The sequence below is a fragment of the Carnobacterium viridans genome (assembly GCF_900102725.1).
In the GTDB taxonomy this organism is placed as follows: Bacteria; Bacillota; Bacilli; order Lactobacillales; family Carnobacteriaceae; genus Carnobacterium_B; species Carnobacterium_B viridans.
Map to the genome: position 1 here is coordinate 2,332,606 of NZ_FNJW01000008.1, position 18,248 is coordinate 2,350,853.

16 protein-coding genes are annotated in these 18,248 nt (G+C 34.5%); 13 read left to right on the top strand and 3 right to left on the bottom strand.

The window, feature by feature from the left end:
- Nucleotides 1-11: 11 nt before the first annotated feature.
- The 3 genes from mgtE (at nucleotide 12) to BLT48_RS12675 (ending at nucleotide 2,676) form a co-directional block, all read left to right on the top strand.
- Nucleotides 12-1,361, top strand: a complete 1,350-nt coding sequence (mgtE, locus tag BLT48_RS12665) for a magnesium transporter (protein WP_089978821.1) — start codon at nucleotides 12-14, stop codon at nucleotides 1,359-1,361.
- Between the two features lie 72 nt (nucleotides 1,362-1,433).
- A complete protein-coding gene (locus BLT48_RS12670; protein ID WP_035022101.1) occupies nucleotides 1,434-2,456 on the top strand; it encodes a ComEC/Rec2 family competence protein in 1,023 nt (340 codons plus the stop codon).
- A complete protein-coding gene (locus BLT48_RS12675) occupies nucleotides 2,446-2,676 on the top strand; it encodes a DUF3006 domain-containing protein (RefSeq protein WP_226776690.1) in 231 nt (76 codons plus the stop codon). Before BLT48_RS12670 ends, BLT48_RS12675 begins: the two co-directional genes overlap by 11 nt.
- A 51-nt stretch (nucleotides 2,677-2,727) precedes the next feature.
- Here BLT48_RS12675 and BLT48_RS12680 read toward each other — a convergent pair whose 3' ends face one another.
- A complete protein-coding gene (locus BLT48_RS12680; RefSeq protein WP_089978440.1) occupies nucleotides 2,728-3,162 on the bottom strand; it encodes a GNAT family N-acetyltransferase in 435 nt (144 codons plus the stop codon).
- A gap of 154 nt (nucleotides 3,163-3,316) precedes the next feature.
- On the opposite strand from BLT48_RS12680, the gene BLT48_RS12685 reads away from it, so the two are divergent.
- From BLT48_RS12685 to BLT48_RS12705, 5 genes are all read left to right on the top strand, one after another.
- The gene (locus BLT48_RS12685; protein WP_035022107.1) at nucleotides 3,317-4,351 is read left to right on the top strand and encodes a M42 family metallopeptidase; all 1,035 of its coding nucleotides are present in this window, start codon (nucleotides 3,317-3,319) and stop codon (nucleotides 4,349-4,351) included.
- Nucleotides 4,352-4,372: 21 nt separating this feature from the next.
- A complete protein-coding gene (locus BLT48_RS12690) occupies nucleotides 4,373-5,467 on the top strand; it encodes an AI-2E family transporter (protein ID WP_035022108.1) in 1,095 nt (364 codons plus the stop codon).
- 142 nt (nucleotides 5,468-5,609) lie between these two features.
- Complete coding sequence (locus BLT48_RS12695; RefSeq protein ID WP_035022109.1) at nucleotides 5,610-6,965, top strand: FAD-dependent oxidoreductase; 1,356 nt, start codon at nucleotides 5,610-5,612, stop codon at nucleotides 6,963-6,965.
- 139 nt (nucleotides 6,966-7,104) lie between these two features.
- Nucleotides 7,105-7,659: a thermonuclease family protein gene (locus tag BLT48_RS12700; RefSeq protein WP_089978443.1), complete on the top strand. Its 555-nt coding sequence runs from the start codon at nucleotides 7,105-7,107 to the stop codon at nucleotides 7,657-7,659.
- A gap of 717 nt (nucleotides 7,660-8,376) precedes the next feature.
- On the top strand, nucleotides 8,377-9,960 hold the full coding sequence (locus tag BLT48_RS12705) for a peptide chain release factor 3 (protein WP_035022112.1): 1,584 nt from the start codon (nucleotides 8,377-8,379) through the stop codon (nucleotides 9,958-9,960).
- A gap of 149 nt (nucleotides 9,961-10,109) precedes the next feature.
- Here BLT48_RS12705 and BLT48_RS12710 read toward each other — a convergent pair whose 3' ends face one another.
- Complete coding sequence (locus tag BLT48_RS12710; RefSeq protein ID WP_089978444.1) at nucleotides 10,110-10,391, bottom strand: DUF1827 family protein; 282 nt, start codon at nucleotides 10,389-10,391, stop codon at nucleotides 10,110-10,112.
- Between the two features lie 135 nt (nucleotides 10,392-10,526).
- Here BLT48_RS12710 and BLT48_RS12715 point away from each other — a divergent pair, with 135 nt between their 5' ends.
- Nucleotides 10,527-11,900 (top strand): TrkH family potassium uptake protein, encoded by a 1,374-nt coding sequence (locus BLT48_RS12715; RefSeq protein ID WP_089978447.1) that lies wholly within the window; start codon nucleotides 10,527-10,529, stop codon nucleotides 11,898-11,900.
- 349 nt (nucleotides 11,901-12,249) lie between these two features.
- Here BLT48_RS12715 and BLT48_RS12720 read toward each other — a convergent pair whose 3' ends face one another.
- Nucleotides 12,250-14,493 carry an ATP-dependent Clp protease ATP-binding subunit gene (locus tag BLT48_RS12720; RefSeq protein ID WP_089978448.1) on the bottom strand — a complete coding sequence of 748 codons (2,244 nt, stop codon included), beginning with the start codon at nucleotides 14,491-14,493 and terminating at the stop codon, nucleotides 12,250-12,252.
- Nucleotides 14,494-14,687: 194 nt separating this feature from the next.
- Between BLT48_RS12720 and ykzS the strand changes: the two genes are divergently transcribed.
- The 4 genes from ykzS to BLT48_RS12740 all read left to right on the top strand — a co-directional run bounded on the left by ykzS (nucleotide 14,688) and on the right by BLT48_RS12740 (nucleotide 18,038).
- Nucleotides 14,688-14,873 (top strand): protein YkzS, encoded by a 186-nt coding sequence (gene ykzS / locus BLT48_RS12725; protein ID WP_035022119.1) that lies wholly within the window; start codon nucleotides 14,688-14,690, stop codon nucleotides 14,871-14,873.
- Nucleotides 14,874-15,042: 169 nt separating this feature from the next.
- Nucleotides 15,043-15,309: a phosphocarrier protein HPr gene (locus tag BLT48_RS12730; RefSeq protein ID WP_035022122.1), complete on the top strand. Its 267-nt coding sequence runs from the start codon at nucleotides 15,043-15,045 to the stop codon at nucleotides 15,307-15,309.
- Complete coding sequence (ptsP, locus tag BLT48_RS12735; protein ID WP_089978451.1) at nucleotides 15,309-17,030, top strand: phosphoenolpyruvate--protein phosphotransferase; 1,722 nt, start codon at nucleotides 15,309-15,311, stop codon at nucleotides 17,028-17,030. Before BLT48_RS12730 ends, ptsP begins: the two co-directional genes overlap by 1 nt.
- 126 nt (nucleotides 17,031-17,156) lie before the next feature.
- Nucleotides 17,157-18,038 (top strand): NAD(P)-dependent oxidoreductase, encoded by an 882-nt coding sequence (locus BLT48_RS12740; protein ID WP_089978452.1) that lies wholly within the window; start codon nucleotides 17,157-17,159, stop codon nucleotides 18,036-18,038.
- Nucleotides 18,039-18,248: the final 210 nt, after the last annotated feature.

An 18,248-nucleotide genomic window follows, 5' to 3' on the forward strand; every position in this document is an offset into this window, starting at 1 on the left:
AAGAAGTACAAATGGAATTTGAAGAACAAATAGAACAACTAAAAGATTATTTGGCTGCCCAAGATATCATCTTATTTAGAGAGAGATTTTTAGAATTGCACGTTTACGAACAAAGCCAAGTGTATCTTTCTTTATCCGACAATGAACGATTAGACTTATACAATTTTTTATCTCCTAAAGAAATGGCAGATATGTTTGAAGTCCTTGAGGAAGAGGAAGAGTCAGTTGAAAAATATTTAGAAGAAATGAATCCTCAGTATGCTGCAGATATGTTAAGCGAGATGTACAGAGATAATGCAGTAGACATGTTGAATCAATTAGAACCAGCAACAATCAAAAAATATTTAAGTTTAATGCCTTCAGAAGATGCGGATGGAATTAAAAAATTATTGAATTATGAGGACGATACTGCAGGTTCAATAATGACAACTGAGTATGTTTCAATTTTTGCGAATCAAACAATAAAATCAGCTATGGCCATTTTAAAAAAGAAAGCGCCAGAAGCTGAGACAATCTATTATGTGTACGTGGTAGAACTGAATAGAAAATTAGTGGGCGTAATCTCATTAAGAGATTTAATCGTACATGAAGACGATGAAATGATCTCCGACATCATGGGAGACCGCCTAGTGTACGTCAATGTGAATGATGACCAAAGAGATGTAGCACGTACAATGCAAGACTATGACTTTTTAGCTATTCCAGTAGTAGACAATGAAGAACGATTAATTGGAATCATCACGATTGATGATATTATTGATGTCATTAATGATGAAGCCGCCAGCGATTACTCTGGGTTGGCTGGGGTCGATGTAGATGAAAAATCTGAAAATCCATTTGTTGTCGCTTCAAAAAGACTTCCATGGTTAATCATATTATTATTCCTTGGCATAGGCACATCTACTTTAATTAGCAATTATGAAGAAATGATTAGTGAGGCAAGCATTTTAGCTGTTTTTATCTCGTTAATCACAGGAACTGCGGGTAATGCAGGAACCCAATCATTAGCTGTAGCGGTCCGTAAATTAGCAGACAGCGATGATAACAAGAGAAGTTTTAGAAAATTGATTTTGAGTGAAATAGCATCTGGTTTAATTACCGGTGTGGTGACGGGAGTTACGATTTTTTTAGCAGTAGGACTATGGCAACAAAATTACATTTTAGGATTAGTAATTGGTATTGCAATGCTGGCGGCTATCACAATCGCCAACCTTGCGGGTAGTTTTATACCTATCTTAATGGAAAGAATAGGATTTGATCCGGCAGTGGCTAGTGGCCCTTTTATCACGACACTCACAGATTTAACTAGTGTGCTGATATACTTTAATATTGCTGCATTATTTATGAATTATTTAGTCTAGAAATGCATTATTGAAATAGTAAATACACTTAAACAGAATAGAAGTATTTGCGCTAGAAGAGGATGAACATCTGTGGCAAATAGAAAGAAAAAAAAGATCACAAAAAAACAAAAAGAACAAAGAACAAAATTAATTTCCGCCGGTGTCGTACTCTTGTTGGTTTTCTTCATGGGATTATTTCTAGGAGAAAATAAACAGTCTGATCTTTCTTTAAGTGGTAAAATAGAGCAGTTTAAAGAAGAACTGATCACAATTTTTCAGCCAGAAGAAAAAGAAGAAGTAAATGAGACAAAAAATCAAGAAACAACAATCCGTTTTTTAGATGCAAATCAAGGATCAGCAACTCTTATTCAAGCCAAGGACGGCACAACTATTTTAATAGATAGTGGACGTTATGAAGACAAAGATAAGAAAATTATTCAACAGCTGGATGAATATATTGGAACAGGCGGAACGATTGATCTTCTTATATTCACTCACAATGATTCAGATCATATTGGGTATGGAGATCTTATTATCAATTATTATGATGTAAAAGAAGTCTGGATGAATGGAAATGATGCAACCAGTAAAATTTACGAGCGGGTATTAGATGCTGTAGATGCAAGTAACGCAGTCTACACTGAACCTAAAACTGGTGAAAAACATCAAGTAGGGCCTTTTCAAATCGATGTACTCAGTCCTGATGAGCAGTCAGATAATGACCAAAATGATGATTCGATCGTAACCAAAATTACGGTTAATCAAGTAAGTGGATTATTCAGTGGGGATGCTTCTCAAAGTATTGAAAAAGATATTGTTGAATCTGGAGCAGATGTAACAGCTGATTTCATTTTAATGGGACATCATGGATCAGACACTAGTACTGGCGAAGAATGGATTCAGGCAAGTCAACCCGAGTTTGCAGTTTTTTCAGCAGGAGAAAACAATAGCTATGGACATCCTGGGGAAGAAGCGATTGGCAGATTACAAAAACTAGCTATTCCGGTTTATGGAACAATCGAATATGGTACGATTACTTTAACGGTTCATGAAGATGGAACTTATAGTATTCAAACTGAAAAGGGAGAGAATCCTGATGAAGATGGTGCTTGAAGAAATAGAAGGTGAACTGGCTCGTTTCGTACCTGATGAAGGGCCCTTGGTTCTTGTGAAAAAGAATTGCTTACCAGAAAATTATCACCTTGGCGAGTTGTATGAAGTGTCTATAGAAGGTGAACGAGTTATTGCTATTAAACCTTTAAAAAAAGAAACAGAGGAAAGGCTTGCTAAGATGAAGCAAAAGAGAGCAAAACTTTTAAATAAAAAGCGATAAAAAAGCAATGAAAAACATAAGATGTTTTTCATTGCTTTTTTGATTGTAAGATTAATCCAGCTTTTTACTCATCAAATGATGAGGGATGCCCGCATCCATAAAACCTTCACCTTCAACTTGATAACCTAATTTTTCATAAAAAGTTAAGGCATGGTCTTGTGCATCAAGCATGAGTGTATTAAATTTCTTTGTTCTAGCAAACCGTTCTATTTCTAGCATTAGTTCATGACCTAAATTCATTTTACGAAAGTCCATTAAAACAGCCACTCGTTGGATTTTGAATGTACTTGTGTTTTTTTTGTAGATTCTTGCTGTAGAAACGGCTTTGTTTTCTAAATAACCGATGACATGCTGAGTTTGATCTTCTAAGTCATCAATTTCTAATTCTGGAGGAACAAGTTGTTCTTCTACAAATACTTTATTTCTGATTTTTACAGCATCTTTATAATTGTTAGAGCTTAAGTCTGTTGTCCAAATAAATTCCATAATATCCCTGCTTTCTACGTAGTTAAAATCGTACCATAACTAATAAAAGGAATCTATAAGAAAACAACTACAGCTTTTATTCAGAGCTTCTTTATTTATTTCAATGAATGAACTATACTAAAGAGTATAATTCATAGGAATGGTGGTTAATGTAATGAATGAAAAAACGATTCAGCTGGTTGAAAAATTAACAACAATCCCTTCTCCAACAGGGAATACGTATGAAATTATTGCCTTTATCGAAAACTATTTAAAACAAATAGGATATGAAGCAAAAAAAACAAATAAAGGCAGTTTAATGGTTACCGTAAAAGGAATAAACCATCAAAAACAACGGTTTGTAACAGCTCATGTGGATACATTAGGAGCGATGGTAAGAGCAATCAAACCAAATGGACGACTTAAATTAGATTTAATTGGTGGATTTCGTTATAACGCTATTGAAGGTGAGTATTGTACGATACATACAGCTAATAGGAATATATCGGGTACGATTCTGATGCACCAAACTAGTGTCCACGTTTATAAAGATGCAGGAACTGCGGAGAGAAATCAAGATAATATGGAAGTTCGGATCGATGAAAAAGTACACACTAAAGAGGAAACAAAAGATCTTGGTATTTCTATAGGAGATTTTATTAGTTTTGATCCTAGAACTGAGATTACAGCTAACGGCTATATTAAATCGCGTCATCTAGATGACAAAGTAAGCGTAGCTATATTACTGCAATTTTTAAAAAAAATAAGCAATGAAAAAATAAATCTGCCATATACAACTCATTTTTATATTTCGACGAATGAAGAAATTGGGTATGGTGGGAATTCGAATATTTCTGATAAAGTGGTCGAATATTTAGCGGTTGACATGGGTGCAATGGGAGATGACCAACAAACAGACGAATACTCTGTATCTATATGTGTCAAAGATGGAAGTGGTCCTTATCATTATGAAATGAGGAAAAAACTAACTCAAATTTGTGAAGATAAAGGAATTCCTTACCAACTCGATATTTATCCTTTTTACGGGAGTGATGCATCTGCAGCTATGAAAGCTGGTGCGGACGTTCGTCATGCATTAGTAGGCGCAGGAATCGAAGCTAGCCATGCTTATGAAAGAACCCATGAGGAATCAATCATAGCAACAGAACAATTGATTGAGCAGTATCTAATGAGCAGTATGCAAGATTAATCAGAGAGGACTAACTTTTTTATGGATTACTTTAAAAAATCAAAATTAATGTTTTGGACAGTTTGGTTATTAGTCAGTGCAACATTAATCTTTATGAGCACTAAAATCGAGTTTATTTTTCAACCATTGACAACATTTGTTTCGACATTGTTTACACCGCTTATTGTTGCAGGTTTTTTATATTACTTATTAAATCCAGTAATTGGCCAATTAGAAAAAATCAAAATCAAACGAAACTATGGAATCATCATCGTTTTTCTTTTATTCCTTAGTTTTGTAGCATTTTTAGCTGTTTCAGTTATTCCTAATTTATTAGAACAAGTTGGACAATTAATTACGAGCATACCGTCGTTTTTAAAAACATTAGAAGATTTTTCTAATGAACTTTTACAAGGACCAATGCTTGAAAACTTCGACTTAGAAAAAAGTTTAGGTACTATGGATCTCTCCATTGAAAATATCGCTAATACGATTTTCACAACATTGACTGCAAGTGTTGGAACTTTAGTAGGCGCATTGACGAACACTACAATCGTCATTTTCACTGTGCCAATCATCTTATTTTATATGTTTAAAGATGGAAAACACTTTCGACCAGCGGTGGCTAAATTTTTTCCAAAAGAATATAGAGGTCAAATGATTGAATTATTAGGCCAAATGAATGAAACCATTGCTTCATATATTAGTGGTCAAGCTTTAGTTTGTTTATTTGTAGCAATATTTACTTATTTAGGCTATTTGATTACAGGAATGCCTTATGGATTATTGTTAGGGATCATTGCAGGCGTTACAAATATTATTCCTTATATCGGTCCTTATATTGGGGCAGCCCCAGCAGTCTTTATTGCTTTAACGATTTCTCCAACACAAGCTCTGCTAGTAGCGCTCGTAGTATTAGTGGTGCAACAGATTGACAGTGCATTTATTTCACCAAATGTGATTGGGAAAACATTATCAATCCATCCATTAACGATTATCGTCTTATTGTTGGTTGCAGGGAACATTGCTGGAATACTTGGAATGATCTTAGGAGTTCCAACATATGCAGTCGTTAAGACGGTTGTTGTCTATTTAAGAGATATGTTTATGATTAGAAAAAAACATGCTTCAACTTAAAAAAAATCCTATAAATTGTTGTTTTCTTTATAGAGTTTGTGATATAGTGTTCAGAGTGAAAGCATGAACACTATATCACAATTTTTTTTGGTGAGTGAATGTAGTCACATAATTTAAATGGCCTTATAGGAGGATACAAATAATGAAAGTAGTCGTTATTGGATGTACACATGCTGGTACCTCAGCTGTTAAAACAATCTTAAAAGAAAACCCATCTGTGGAAGTATCTATTTTTGAAAGAAATGACAATGTTTCGTTCTTATCTTGTGGAATTGCAATGTATGTTGGTGGAGTTGTAAAAGATCCAGCAGGCTTGTTCTACTCAAACCCTGAGGAATTAACTCAAATGGGTGCAAATGTTAAAATGGAACACAACGTTAAAAGTATTGATACGCAAGCTAAAAAAGTAACAGTAGAAAACATGAATACTGGAGAAGTATTTGAAGAAACATATGACAAATTAGTAAACACAACTGGATCTTGGCCTATTACACCTCCAATTCCTGGTATCGAAACTAAAAATGTTTTATTATGTAAAAATTACAATCAAGCAGAAGAAGTCATCAAACAAAACCAAACCGCTAAAAAAGTAGTTATTGTTGGTGGAGGCTACATTGGTATTGAATTAGTAGAAGCATTTGAACAATCAGGTAAACAAGTAACTTTAATTGATGGATTAGACCGTATTCTTAACAAATACTTAGATCCAGAATTTACGGATGTATTGGAAAGTACTTTAGAAGAACGTGGAATTAAACTTGCATTGAACCAAGCTGTAACTTCTTTCAACGCTGACGAAAACGGCGAAGTTAAATCTGTAACTACTCCAAAAGGCGAATACGAAGCAGACTTAGTTATTTTATGCGTTGGATTCCGTCCAAACAATGAATTATTAAAAGGTAAAGTTGACATGATGCCAAATGGCGCAATCCTTGTTGATGATTATATGAGAACAAGTGATAAAGATATTTATGCAGCTGGAGACAGTTGTGCAGTTCATTACAATCCAAATGGCGGATCAGCTTACATTCCTTTAGCAACTAACGCTGTTCGTATGGGAACTTTAGTAGGTAAGAATATTATTGAACCTAAAGTGAGATATAGAGGAACACAATCAACTTCAGGTTTGTACTTGTTTGGCTATAACATTGGTTCAACTGGTGTAAACGTTAATAGTGCTGCACACTTTGGCCTAGATGTTCGTGCAGTTTTCGTTAAAGACAACTACCGTCCAGAATTTATGCCGACTACTGAAGAAGTTTTCATGAAATTAGTTTATGAAGTAGGAACAAACCGCATCGTTGGTGGACAAATTATGTCTAAATATGATGTAACAGCTTCTGCTAACACACTTTCATTAGCTATTCAAAATAAAATGACGATTGAAGATCTTGCTTATGTAGATTTCTTCTTCCAACCTTATTTTGACCGTCCTTGGAACTACTTGAACATCTTAGCTCAAGCAGCTTGTGATCAAGAAGACCAATTAGCTAAATAATCGAACATATAAATTGATGTATAAAAACAGCAAAATCTTTGAAGCTTGATAGTTGAAAAGATTCATAATAAAATAGGTAAGGGTCTGAGACAGATAATCTCAGACCCTTTTTATAAGCATTTAATTTGGAGGTTCAACTATGAAAATAAACAAGAAAATCATTTCTGGTATTATTGCGCTTATTCTTTTCTTTACAGGATCATTTGTTATTGACCAACAGCAAGAAACACCTAGTACAGTAGCAGAGAATCAAACAGCTATTGAATTGGTAAGAACAATTGACGGAGATACAATCGTCTTTGCTGAAGATGGTGAAGAAAAAAAGTTGCGGTTATTGCTGATTGACACTCCAGAAAGTAGCACGACAAAAACGGGTTCTGCACAGCCATATGGTAAAGAAGCAAAAGATTTTTTAACGAATTATTTAGAAGGAAAAAAATTATCGATAGAATATGATCCTTCTCATGAAAAATTAGATGCCTATGATCGTGTATTGGCTTATCTTTACGCAGATGGAGAACTGATACAAGAAGTGATGGTTGAAAAAGGACTAGCACGTGTAGGGTATGAAAATGGAGATGAGCTTTATTTGAATGAACTTGAAGAAGCAGAGCAAGAAGCAGAAGTAGCAAATGTAAATATCTGGTCTGTTGATGGGTATGTTGGAGAATATGGATTTAATAAGCTAAAATGATGTTGATACCCATAAATTTTAGTTTAGTTTGGTTTATCTGTAGGGATTACTGTATGCTTGAGTACCATATTCTGTATTTGATTGCACCTATATGGTAGGCAAAGGGTGTTTAAGTACAGTAAGTTGTATTTGATTATATCCATATGGTAGGCATAAAGTGTTTGAGTACCGTAAGCTGAATTTGAGTACATCCATATGGCACGTAAAGGGTGTCTGAGTACCATAAGCTACATTTGAGTATACCCATATAGCAGGCAAAGTATGTTTAAGTACCATAAGCTACATTTGAATACATCCATATGGCAAGCAAAGTGTGTTTAAGTACCGTAAGCTACATTTGAGTACATCCATATAGTAGGCAAAGTATGCTTGAGTACCATATTTTGCATTTGAGTATATCCATATGGCACGCAAAGTATGTTTAAGTACCGTAAGCTACATTTGAATACATCCATATGGTACGTAAAGTATCCTTATGCTTACCATAAGATTCATTTGATTTAAGCAGTTTATAAAATAATAATTCAGTAGAACAAACAAAAGTGAACTAAGACTAAAATTAATTTAAAAAGGAATAGGGTATAAAATACAATACTAAATATGCTATAATAATTGAGTTAATGAGACAGACTGCCAGGATAAGGTATTCGTATTACCTAAGAATGTAATCAAAGATTGAATTAGACTAAATAAAAAGACTTAAATGAGGGATAATGAATGGAAAGCTATTTGAAAGATGAAGTAGAGTCACGAAAAACATTTGCAATTATTTCCCATCCGGATGCAGGTAAAACGACCATCACAGAACAATTATTGTTATTTGGTGGAGCAATTCGTCAAGCTGGTACGGTCAAAGGGAAAAAATCTGGGAAATTTGCTAAATCAGATTGGATGGAAATAGAAAAGCAACGTGGGATTTCTGTAACCAGCTCTGTGATGCAGTTTGATTATAAAGACAAAAGAATCAATATTTTAGATACACCAGGACACGAGGACTTTTCTGAAGATACGTATCGTACATTGATGGCCGTTGATAGTGCAGTGATGGTTATTGACAGTGCAAAAGGTATTGAGCCTCAAACAAAAAAACTATTTAAAGTTTGTCGTATGCGTGGCATTCCAATTTTCACATTCATCAATAAATTGGACCGTGATGGAAGAGAACCACTTGATTTATTAGAAGAATTGGAAGAAGTATTGGAGATTGATTCTTATCCAATGAATTGGCCTATCGGTATGGGAAAAGGTCTTTTAGGTCTTTATGATAACTATAACAAGACAATTGAAGTGCATCGTCCTGAAATTAATGGTTTAAATGGACAAAAAGTCATCAAATTGAATAAAGATGGAGAAATCGAAGGTGATCATCCACTTAAAGATTCTAGTTTATATACTCAAGCTTTAGAGGACATTGAATTGTTGAATGAAGCAGGTAATGAATTTTCCGAAGAAAAAATTGCTGCTGGAAAATTAACACCTGTATTCTTTGGATCAGCATTGACCAATTTTGGAGTAGAAACATTCTTAAATACGTTTATTAATTTTGCGCCAAGTCCAACAGCTCATACTGCAACGGATGGTGAAAAAATTGAACCGACGACAAATGAATTTTCTGGTTTTATATTTAAAATCCAAGCTAATATGAATCCTGCCCATCGAGATCGAATTGCTTTTGTGCGTATTTGTTCAGGGATTTTTGATCGTGGAATTGATGTTACTTTAGCGAGAACAAATAAAAAAATGAAACTATCAAATTCAACCCAGTTTATGGCCGAAACACGTGAAGTTGTGCAACACGCTGTAGCAGGGGATATTATTGGACTTTATGATACTGGGAATTTCCAAATAGGGGATACGATTTTTGAAGGTAAATTAAATGTAGAATATGAAAAACTTCCTCAATTTACTCCAGAAATGTTCATGAAAGTTCAAGCTAAAAATGTTATGAAACAAAAATCATTCCATAAAGGTGTACAACAATTGGTTCAAGAAGGAGCTATTCAATTGTACAAAACATTCCATACGGAAGATTATATTGTTGGAGCAGTTGGACAATTGCAATTTGAAGTTTTTCAATACCGAATGTTAAATGAATACAATTCTGAAATTATTATGTCACCAATGGGGAATAAAATTGCGCGTTGGATCAAACCAGAAGATTTGGATGAGAATATGTCTTCCAGCCGTAATTTATTGGTGCGTGACCGTTTTGGCAATCCATTGTTCTTATTTGAAAATCAATTTGCGCTTCGTTGGTTTGCAGATAAATATCCGGATGTTGAGTTAACATCATTACTATAAACAATAAAAAAACAAGCCATTCTGTTTTAACTTAGAACGGTTTGTTTTTTTTATTGTGAAAATGATAAATACCCTTAAAGAGTGCTTGAAATAAAAGGTAGTAACCATTAAAGTTGAACTGTAGCTTTAATGGTCATAAACAAAAAAGATTATTCGTAAACAGGAATAGATAGTTCAACAATATGTGGTGCGTGTAAGATTTCAACATTATCTAATGTTGTTTCAAGTATATTTTCTAACGCAAAGCTAATTTCCGCATTTTTTATATTGCGTACTTTGTTTAATAAAAGAACATCTTTATGCGTTGGAGCACCTGAATAAATGACAGTAGTCGGACCTAGAGAAAAAACTTTCACAAAATTAGCATCAGTATTTTCTAGTTGTTCCATTACTAGTTCAGAATGATTATTTGTAACGTCTATTAGTTTCATAATCTTCCACCTCTTCTATACCGGTTAGGTTACAAATATTATATAATTAAAAGCACAACAATTCAAAACATTTTAACTCTTAAATAGCACTAATTGAGAAAAGATAACATTGATACTTCATAAGGAGGCTAGTTTTTGAATATTTATAAATATATAACTCGTTTGTCTAATCAATTTTCTTCCATTCAATTGATTGTACTGTATTATTTCATTGTCGTCATAGCTGCTAGTATCCTTTTAGCATTACCTATATTTAGAAATCCGGGGATGGAACTTTCTTTTATTGATTTGATTTTTACAGCTGTTAGTACTATTAGCGTAACAGGACTAACTACAATTAATTTAGGAGAAACTTATAATATTGCCGGTGTGATTCTTATGCAATTTTTATTTATGTTAGGAAGTTTAGGGGTAATGATGGTTTCGACTTCCTTTATGCTCATTAGAAGAAAAAAGGTTTCTTTGAAACAGCGACAACTTATCATGACAGATATGAATCAACCTAGGCTGAGTGGAACAGTTCGATTAATACGCAACACAGTGCTTATTATTTTAGGATTTGAGTTTATTGGTGGATTGATTTTAAGTACTTATTTTTTCCTTTTTTCAAACTGGCCACTAAAAGAAGTTTTATTCCAAGGATTTTTCACGAGTTTTTCAGCAGTTGCAAATGTCGGTGTAGACCTTACAGGGAAAGTACTGATTCCATTTCATGATGATTATTTTGTTCAATTCATTATTATGCTGTTAATCATCGTAGGTGGAATCGGTTTTCCGGTATTATTAGAAATAAAAGATTTTTTACAGTATCATAAAATGAAAAAAACATTGCCTTTTCGTTTTTCTTTATTTACTAAAATTACAGTCTTTTCCTTTTTTATTTTATTATTCGGTGGAGCGCTTTGTATTTGGTTGTTAGAATACAATCAATTTTTTAAAGGCATGTCGTTTACAGAAAGTGCTTTTTATTCTTTCTTTTATTCGGTAACTACTAGAAATGCAGGTCTTATGACTACATCGTTAGGCAATTTTAGTGAAGGAAGCTTGTTGCTGTTTTCTATTTTGATGTTCATTGGAGCAAGTCCTAGTTCTGTAGGTGGGGGAATACGAACCACTACGTTAGCAATTGTGATGGTTTACTTAATTTCTTTTATTAGAGGTCATGATCAAGTTTCGTTATTTAAGCGTCGCATTGAACGAGACGATGTGCAAAAATCCATTACGGTCTTTATTTTGTCTATGATTTTGTGTCTATTTAGTATCATGGTGTTAAGTGTTAGTGAATCACATGATCTGATCACGCTCATTGTAGAGGTGACTTCGGCGTTTGGAACAACCGGATTGTCATTAGGGATAACACCTACTCTTACAGTAGTAGGCAAATTGATTATTATTGTGTTAATGTTTATCGGAAGAATAGGAATGTTATATATGTTGATGCTGTTGGTTCCTAAACATAAAGCAGATAAAAATTATCATTACCCGACTGAAAAAATCATTATAGGATAAAATAAATAAAAAGAGCTCACGATCAAGATTTGATTACTTGATTGTGAGCTCTTCTCATTTTTTCAGCTCTATACTTTTTAGAGTTGATAGCTTGGTTAAATTAAGGACACGAAAGTTTTTGGAGGAATAGGGTTTGCTTGTAGCCATTCAAAGAATTCAATGCGAATTACAAAGCGTTGGTGCGTTAGCGGTTACGCTTTGTTTAAGGCTTGAAAGTCTGAAGACTATGAACTTTAGGCTTCAGGCGATTTCATGGCTCTCCACAAGCAAACCCGTTTATTCCAGAAGAAATTTTATTTTCTTCTATCAACACCATTTCCTAGGTGCAGAATCATTTTTTAGTTTAGGATTAAATTTCAGTATCTGGTTTCTCAATTTCTTCAACAGCAGATTCTGCTAAAGCAGTTTCTTTTGCTTCTACAATTAGATTCTTATCTTGATCTGTTTTTGCTACTAATTCTTTCACAGAAGGGTAATCAAGATAAAAATCAGCAATACGGTCTTCAATTTGTTCTTGAATGACACGACGTAAGGGACGAGCACCTAGTTTTGGATCATAGCCTAATTCGACTAATTTTTCTTTAGCAGACTGATCAACTTCTATGGATATACCTTGATGTTCGAGCATATCATTCACATCTGCTATCAATAAATCTACAATATACAGTAAGTTTTCTTTTGTAAGTGAGTTAAATTCGACGATGCCATCAAACCGGTTAATAAACTCGGGTTTGAAGTAATCCGTTAAATGATTTAAAACCGATTTTTGAGTACCAGAAGTGGCAGCACCAAAACCGACACTTGCTTCTACATTACCGGTACCCGCGTTACTTGTCATAATGATGATGGTATCTTTGAAGCTCACCGTACGTCCTTGAGCATCGGTCAATCTGCCATCGTCTAAAATCTGTAAGAACATATGCAAAACATCTGGATGAGCTTTCTCGATTTCATCTAATAAAATGAGACTATAAGGATTATGACGAACCTTTTCAGTCAATTGACCTGCTTCATCATAGCCAACGTATCCTGGAGGAGAACCAATCAATTTAGAGACACTATGCTTCTCCATATATTCACTCATATCAAAACGGATATAAGCTTCTTTACTACCGAAAAGTTCTAGCGCTAATTGTTTAGCTAATTCAGTTTTTCCGACTCCTGTAGGTCCAACAAAAAGGAAAGAACCGATTGGGCGATTTTTACTATTAAATCCTATTCGATTTCTGCGTATTGCTCTAGAAACTTTTTCAATTGCTTCATCTTGTCCAATAACGTGTTTCTTTAAATCTTCTCCTAGATTACGCAATTGTTCTTGTTCCTTTTCTTTTAATTCGCCTACTGGAATATTTGTTTTCATTTCAATGATTTCAATCATATCTTGTTCGGTTACAGTAGGTTCATCTGAATCTGGTTTTTGCTGATCACGCATAGTAGAGAATTTTTTAGCCTGATCACGATAAAAAGCAGCTTTTTCATAATCTTCTTGCTGTAAAGCTAATTGTTTTTGTTGAGCAGCTTCTGCGATTTTATCTTCTAGTTGTTTAGGATCAACAACTTGTATCGTTAAGTTCTTTTTAGAACCTGATTCATCTAGTAAATCGATTGCTTTATCTGGTAAAAACCGATCCTGAATATAACGATTAGAAAGATTTACGGCGCTTGTAATTGCTTCGTTTGTATAATGAACGTGATGATAATCTTCGTATTTTTTTTGCAGTCCTTTAAGAATGGTGATCGTCTCTTCAATAGACGGTTCGCTTACGCGTACAGGTTGCATACGACGTTCTAATGCAGCGTCTTTTTCAATTGTACGATATTCTCTTAAAGTAGTTGCTCCAACCATTTGCAATTCACCACGTGCAAGAGCGGGTTTAAGCATATTTCCAGCATCCATACTTCCTTCTGCGCTTCCGGCTCCAACAATTTCATGAACTTCGTCAATAAATAAAATAATTTGTGGATTTTTCTTCAATTCATCCATTAATTGTTGCATCCGCTCCTCGAATTGTCCACGAATACCAGTTCCTTGAACTAATGAAGCGACATCTAGACGAATAACTTCTTTACCTAATAATTTTTGAGGAACATCACCGTCAATAATTTTTTGTGCTAAGCCTTCTACAACAGCTGTTTTACCAACACCGGGTTCTCCAGTTAAGACAGGATTATTTTTAGTACGGCGGTTTAAAATTTCAATTACGCGTTCAATTTCCTTGTCACGTCCTATAACGGGATCAATAGCACCTGATCGAGCAGCTTCAGTTAAATTTGTTCCATATTCACCTAAAAGACCAGGTATCTTATTAATAGGTGGTTGTCCTCCAGAACCGTTTTGAGTCGGAGGGGCGTCAGGATTATTTTGTTGGAAATTATTGTTTTGTGCATGTTGCATTGAACGGAAAAATTGATCTAAGTTACCAAAACCAAATGGGTCTTGTGGTGTGCGGCTGTTTCTAATTTCTCCACGATTTTGTGCGTCTTTAATCAATTGGTAGCAATTTTGACAAACATCTAATTGACCTTTTTGGCCATTCATATTGGTATACAAATGGATAGTTGCTTCACGTTGGTTACAATTTTGACATAACATTTTAGCACAACCTTTCATATAATCGGTTAGTTAGGAAAACAAAAGATCAAAAAATTGACCATTACTGACCTTTCATGATTAGTATTATACACCGACTTTTTTTTGCTTTCAAGTAATTTACACTATAAATGTTTAGTATTTTCCATTAGACTATTAATATTCAAGAAAAAAAATAAAGCAAGGATGTTTTTAAAATGACAAAGGAAGAACTGCAAATGATGATGGACCAATTAGTTCAAGGTCAAGTCGACGATATAAAAATTGAAAAAAATGATTTTATGATTTTTCGTGAAATTTGGATCAATCATGAAAAAAAAGACCAGATTATTGGAGAAGCTCTACATAATGGAGTTATCATTTATCGGTATAGGTCAAACTAAAGAGCAGCAAAGCAAAATTAGGAAATAATAGTTGTTTAAATGAGCAAAAAATGGTATTCTAGTAAATTGTAAGGGCTGTATCAATTGTTTTACTGAAAAGAAATGTTATTGACAGTTAAAACTGGATGTAGTTCTCAAAAATAATATTTATTAAAGGGGATTTTTAATTATGGAAAAACGCGAATTTCATGTAGTAGCTGAAACAGGTATCCATGCACGTCCAGCAACATTATTAGTACAAACAGCAAGCAAATATAGCTCAGATATCAACTTAGAATACAAGGGTAAATCAGTAAACTTAAAATCAATCATGGGTGTTATGTCTTTAGGTGTTGGTCAAGGCGCTGAAGTAACTATCTCTGCTGATGGTTCAGATGAAGCTGAAGCTCTTTCAGGAATCGAAGAAACTATGAAGAAAGAAGGCTTAGCTGAATAATGGTTGAAAAATTAAAAGGGATCGCAGCAAGTGACGGTATTGCAGTAGCAAAAGCTTACTTACTAACTGAACCCGATTTAACTTTCAACAAAATTACAGTTGAGAACTCTGATTCAGAAATTGACCGCTTAAAATCGGCATTAAACGAAGCATCAAAAGAACTTGAGATCATTCGGTCTAAAGCAGCAGAATCTTTAGGTGAAGAAGAAGCCCAAGTTTTTGATGCTCATTTAATGGTTCTTTCTGATCCAGAATTAATCGGGAGTATCGAAAGCTCAATCGTCGACAACAAGATCAACGCAGAAAGCGGTTTAAAAGAAGTAACAGATATGTTTATTGGTATGTTTGAAGGCATGGAAGACAATCCTTATATGCAAGAACGTGCAGCCGATATCAAAGATGTTACTAAACGTGTATTGAGCCATTTGTTAGGTGTCAAACTTCCTAATCCTTCAATGATTGATGAAGAAGTAATTGTAGTTGCACATGACTTAACACCAAGTGATACGGCTCAATTAAACCGTCAATTTGTTAAAGCCTTTGTTACAGACATTGGTGGACGTACTTCACATTCAGCTATTATGGCTCGTTCGTTAGAAATTCCTGCAATTGTAGGAACGAAAGAAATCACTTCTTTTGTTAAAGAAGGAGATCTTATCATCATTGATGGTTTAGAAGGCGATGTAATCGTCCACCCTGAATCAACAGATGTTGCAACTTACGAAACAAAAGCTAAAGCTTTTGCTGATCAAAAAGCTGAGTGGGATAAATTAAAAGATGAACCAACAATAACTGCAGATGGAAAGCACATTGAACTAGCTGCAAATATTGGAACTCCAAAAGATTTAGTGGGTGTAAAAAGTAACGGTGGAGAAGCTGTTGGATTATACCGTACAGAATTCCTTTATATGGATTCACCTGATTTTCCTACAGAAGAAGCTCAGTTTGAAGCCTATAAAGAAGTTTTAGAAGGTATGGAAGGTAAAGCTGTTGTTGTCCGTACCATGGACATTGGTGGCGATAAAGAATTGCCTTACCTAACATTGCCACACGAAATGAATCCTTTCCTAGGGTACCGTGCCATTCGTATTTGTTTAGCACAACCGGACATGTTTAGAACGCAATTGCGTGCATTACTACGTGCGTCTGTTTTTGGACAATTACGTATTATGTTCCCAATGATTGCGACTTTGCAAGAATTCCGTCAAGCTAAAGAGATGCTTATGGAAGAAAAAGCTAAATTAGTAAGTGAAGGCGTAGATGTTTCAAATGATATCGAAGTTGGTATCATGATTGAAATTCCTGCAGCTGCTATTATTGCAGATAAATTTGCTAAAGAAGTTGATTTCTTCAGTATTGGTACAAATGATTTGATTCAATACACTATGGCTGCTGACCGTATGAACGAACGCGTTTCTTATCTGTACCAACCATATAACCCATCAATTTTACGTTTAATCAAAAATGTTATTGATGCTTCTCATAAAGAAGGAAAATGGACTGGTATGTGTGGAGAAATGGCTGGAGATCAAACTGCAGTGCCACTTCTTGTAGGCTTAGGACTAGACGAGTTTTCTATGAGTGCTTCAAGTATTCTTAAAACACGTAGTCTAATGAAACGTCTAGATACAAAACAAATGGCTGAGTTAGCTGATAAAGCAATCAATGATTGTGACACTGCTGATGAAGTTATAACACTTGTTGAAGCGTACACTAAATAAAGACAATTAAGCACAAGAATCTAATGGATTCTTGTGCTTTTTTTGTAATCATTCATCAAAATGACTGCGTTCTTCTTATTAGAACTGATATACTAGAATTAAATTAAGCTAAGGGAGAGGATGCAAATGACAAAAACTATCGGATTTATTGGAACTGGGGTTATGGGTTCTTCCATTGTCAAACACTTATTAGCAGCTGATTATGCTGTAACAGTGCATAACCGCACCAAAAGTAAAACGGATGAATTGATTCAATTAGGAGCTAAATGGGCTGATTCACCAGCTGAGGTAACGGCTAAGAGTGAAATTGTTTTTACAATTGTTGGGTATCCGCAAGATGTAGAACAAACTTATTTTGGTGAAAACGGAATTTTTACAACAGCAACCCAAAATCATATTTTAGTGGATATGACAACGAGTACACCTACATTAGCTCAAAAAGTGTATCAAGAAGGTAAAGAACGAGGAATTGAAGTTCTAGACGCTCCCGTATCTGGAGGAGATCTAGGCGCTAAGAATGGGACGTTGACCATTATGGTTGGTGGGGAAGAAAGAACGTATGAAAAAGTAAGACCTATTTTTAACGTATTTTCTGCTAAAGTAAATTTACAAGGTGGAGCGGGTAGTGGACAGCATACAAAAATGGCGAACCAGATTATGATTGCTGGCACAATGATGGGAATGGCAGAACTTTTAGCGTATGCTAATGCTGCAGATTTAGACCTTGAAAAAGTATTGGATACAGTTGGAGGAGGAAGCGCACAAAATTGGTCATTATCAAATTACGGACCAAGAATTCTTAAAGAAGATTACACAGCTGGTTTTTTTGTAAAACACTTTATCAAAGATTTGAAAATTGCATTGGATGAGTCTGAAAAGATGAATTTAGATTTGCCTTCTACACGTTTAGCTAAACAATTATATGAAGATTTAGCGCTAAAAGGCTTTGAAAATGATGGAACACAAGCGATTATTAAGTTATGGTGGACAGAAGGAAAACGCCAATAAAAAGTATGAAAAGAGAAATAAAAAAATACACCAGTCCTAAGCATCGATTGCTTATGGACTGGTGTACTTTTTTTTGCTTTATACTTTTTAGTGTGGATAGCTTAGTTAAATTGGTTACAGGATTCAGACGTTTCTGTGGCTCTCTACAAGAAAAATCGTCGATTCCAGAAGAAATTTTATTTTTTCTAGCATCACCATTTGACGAAGCGT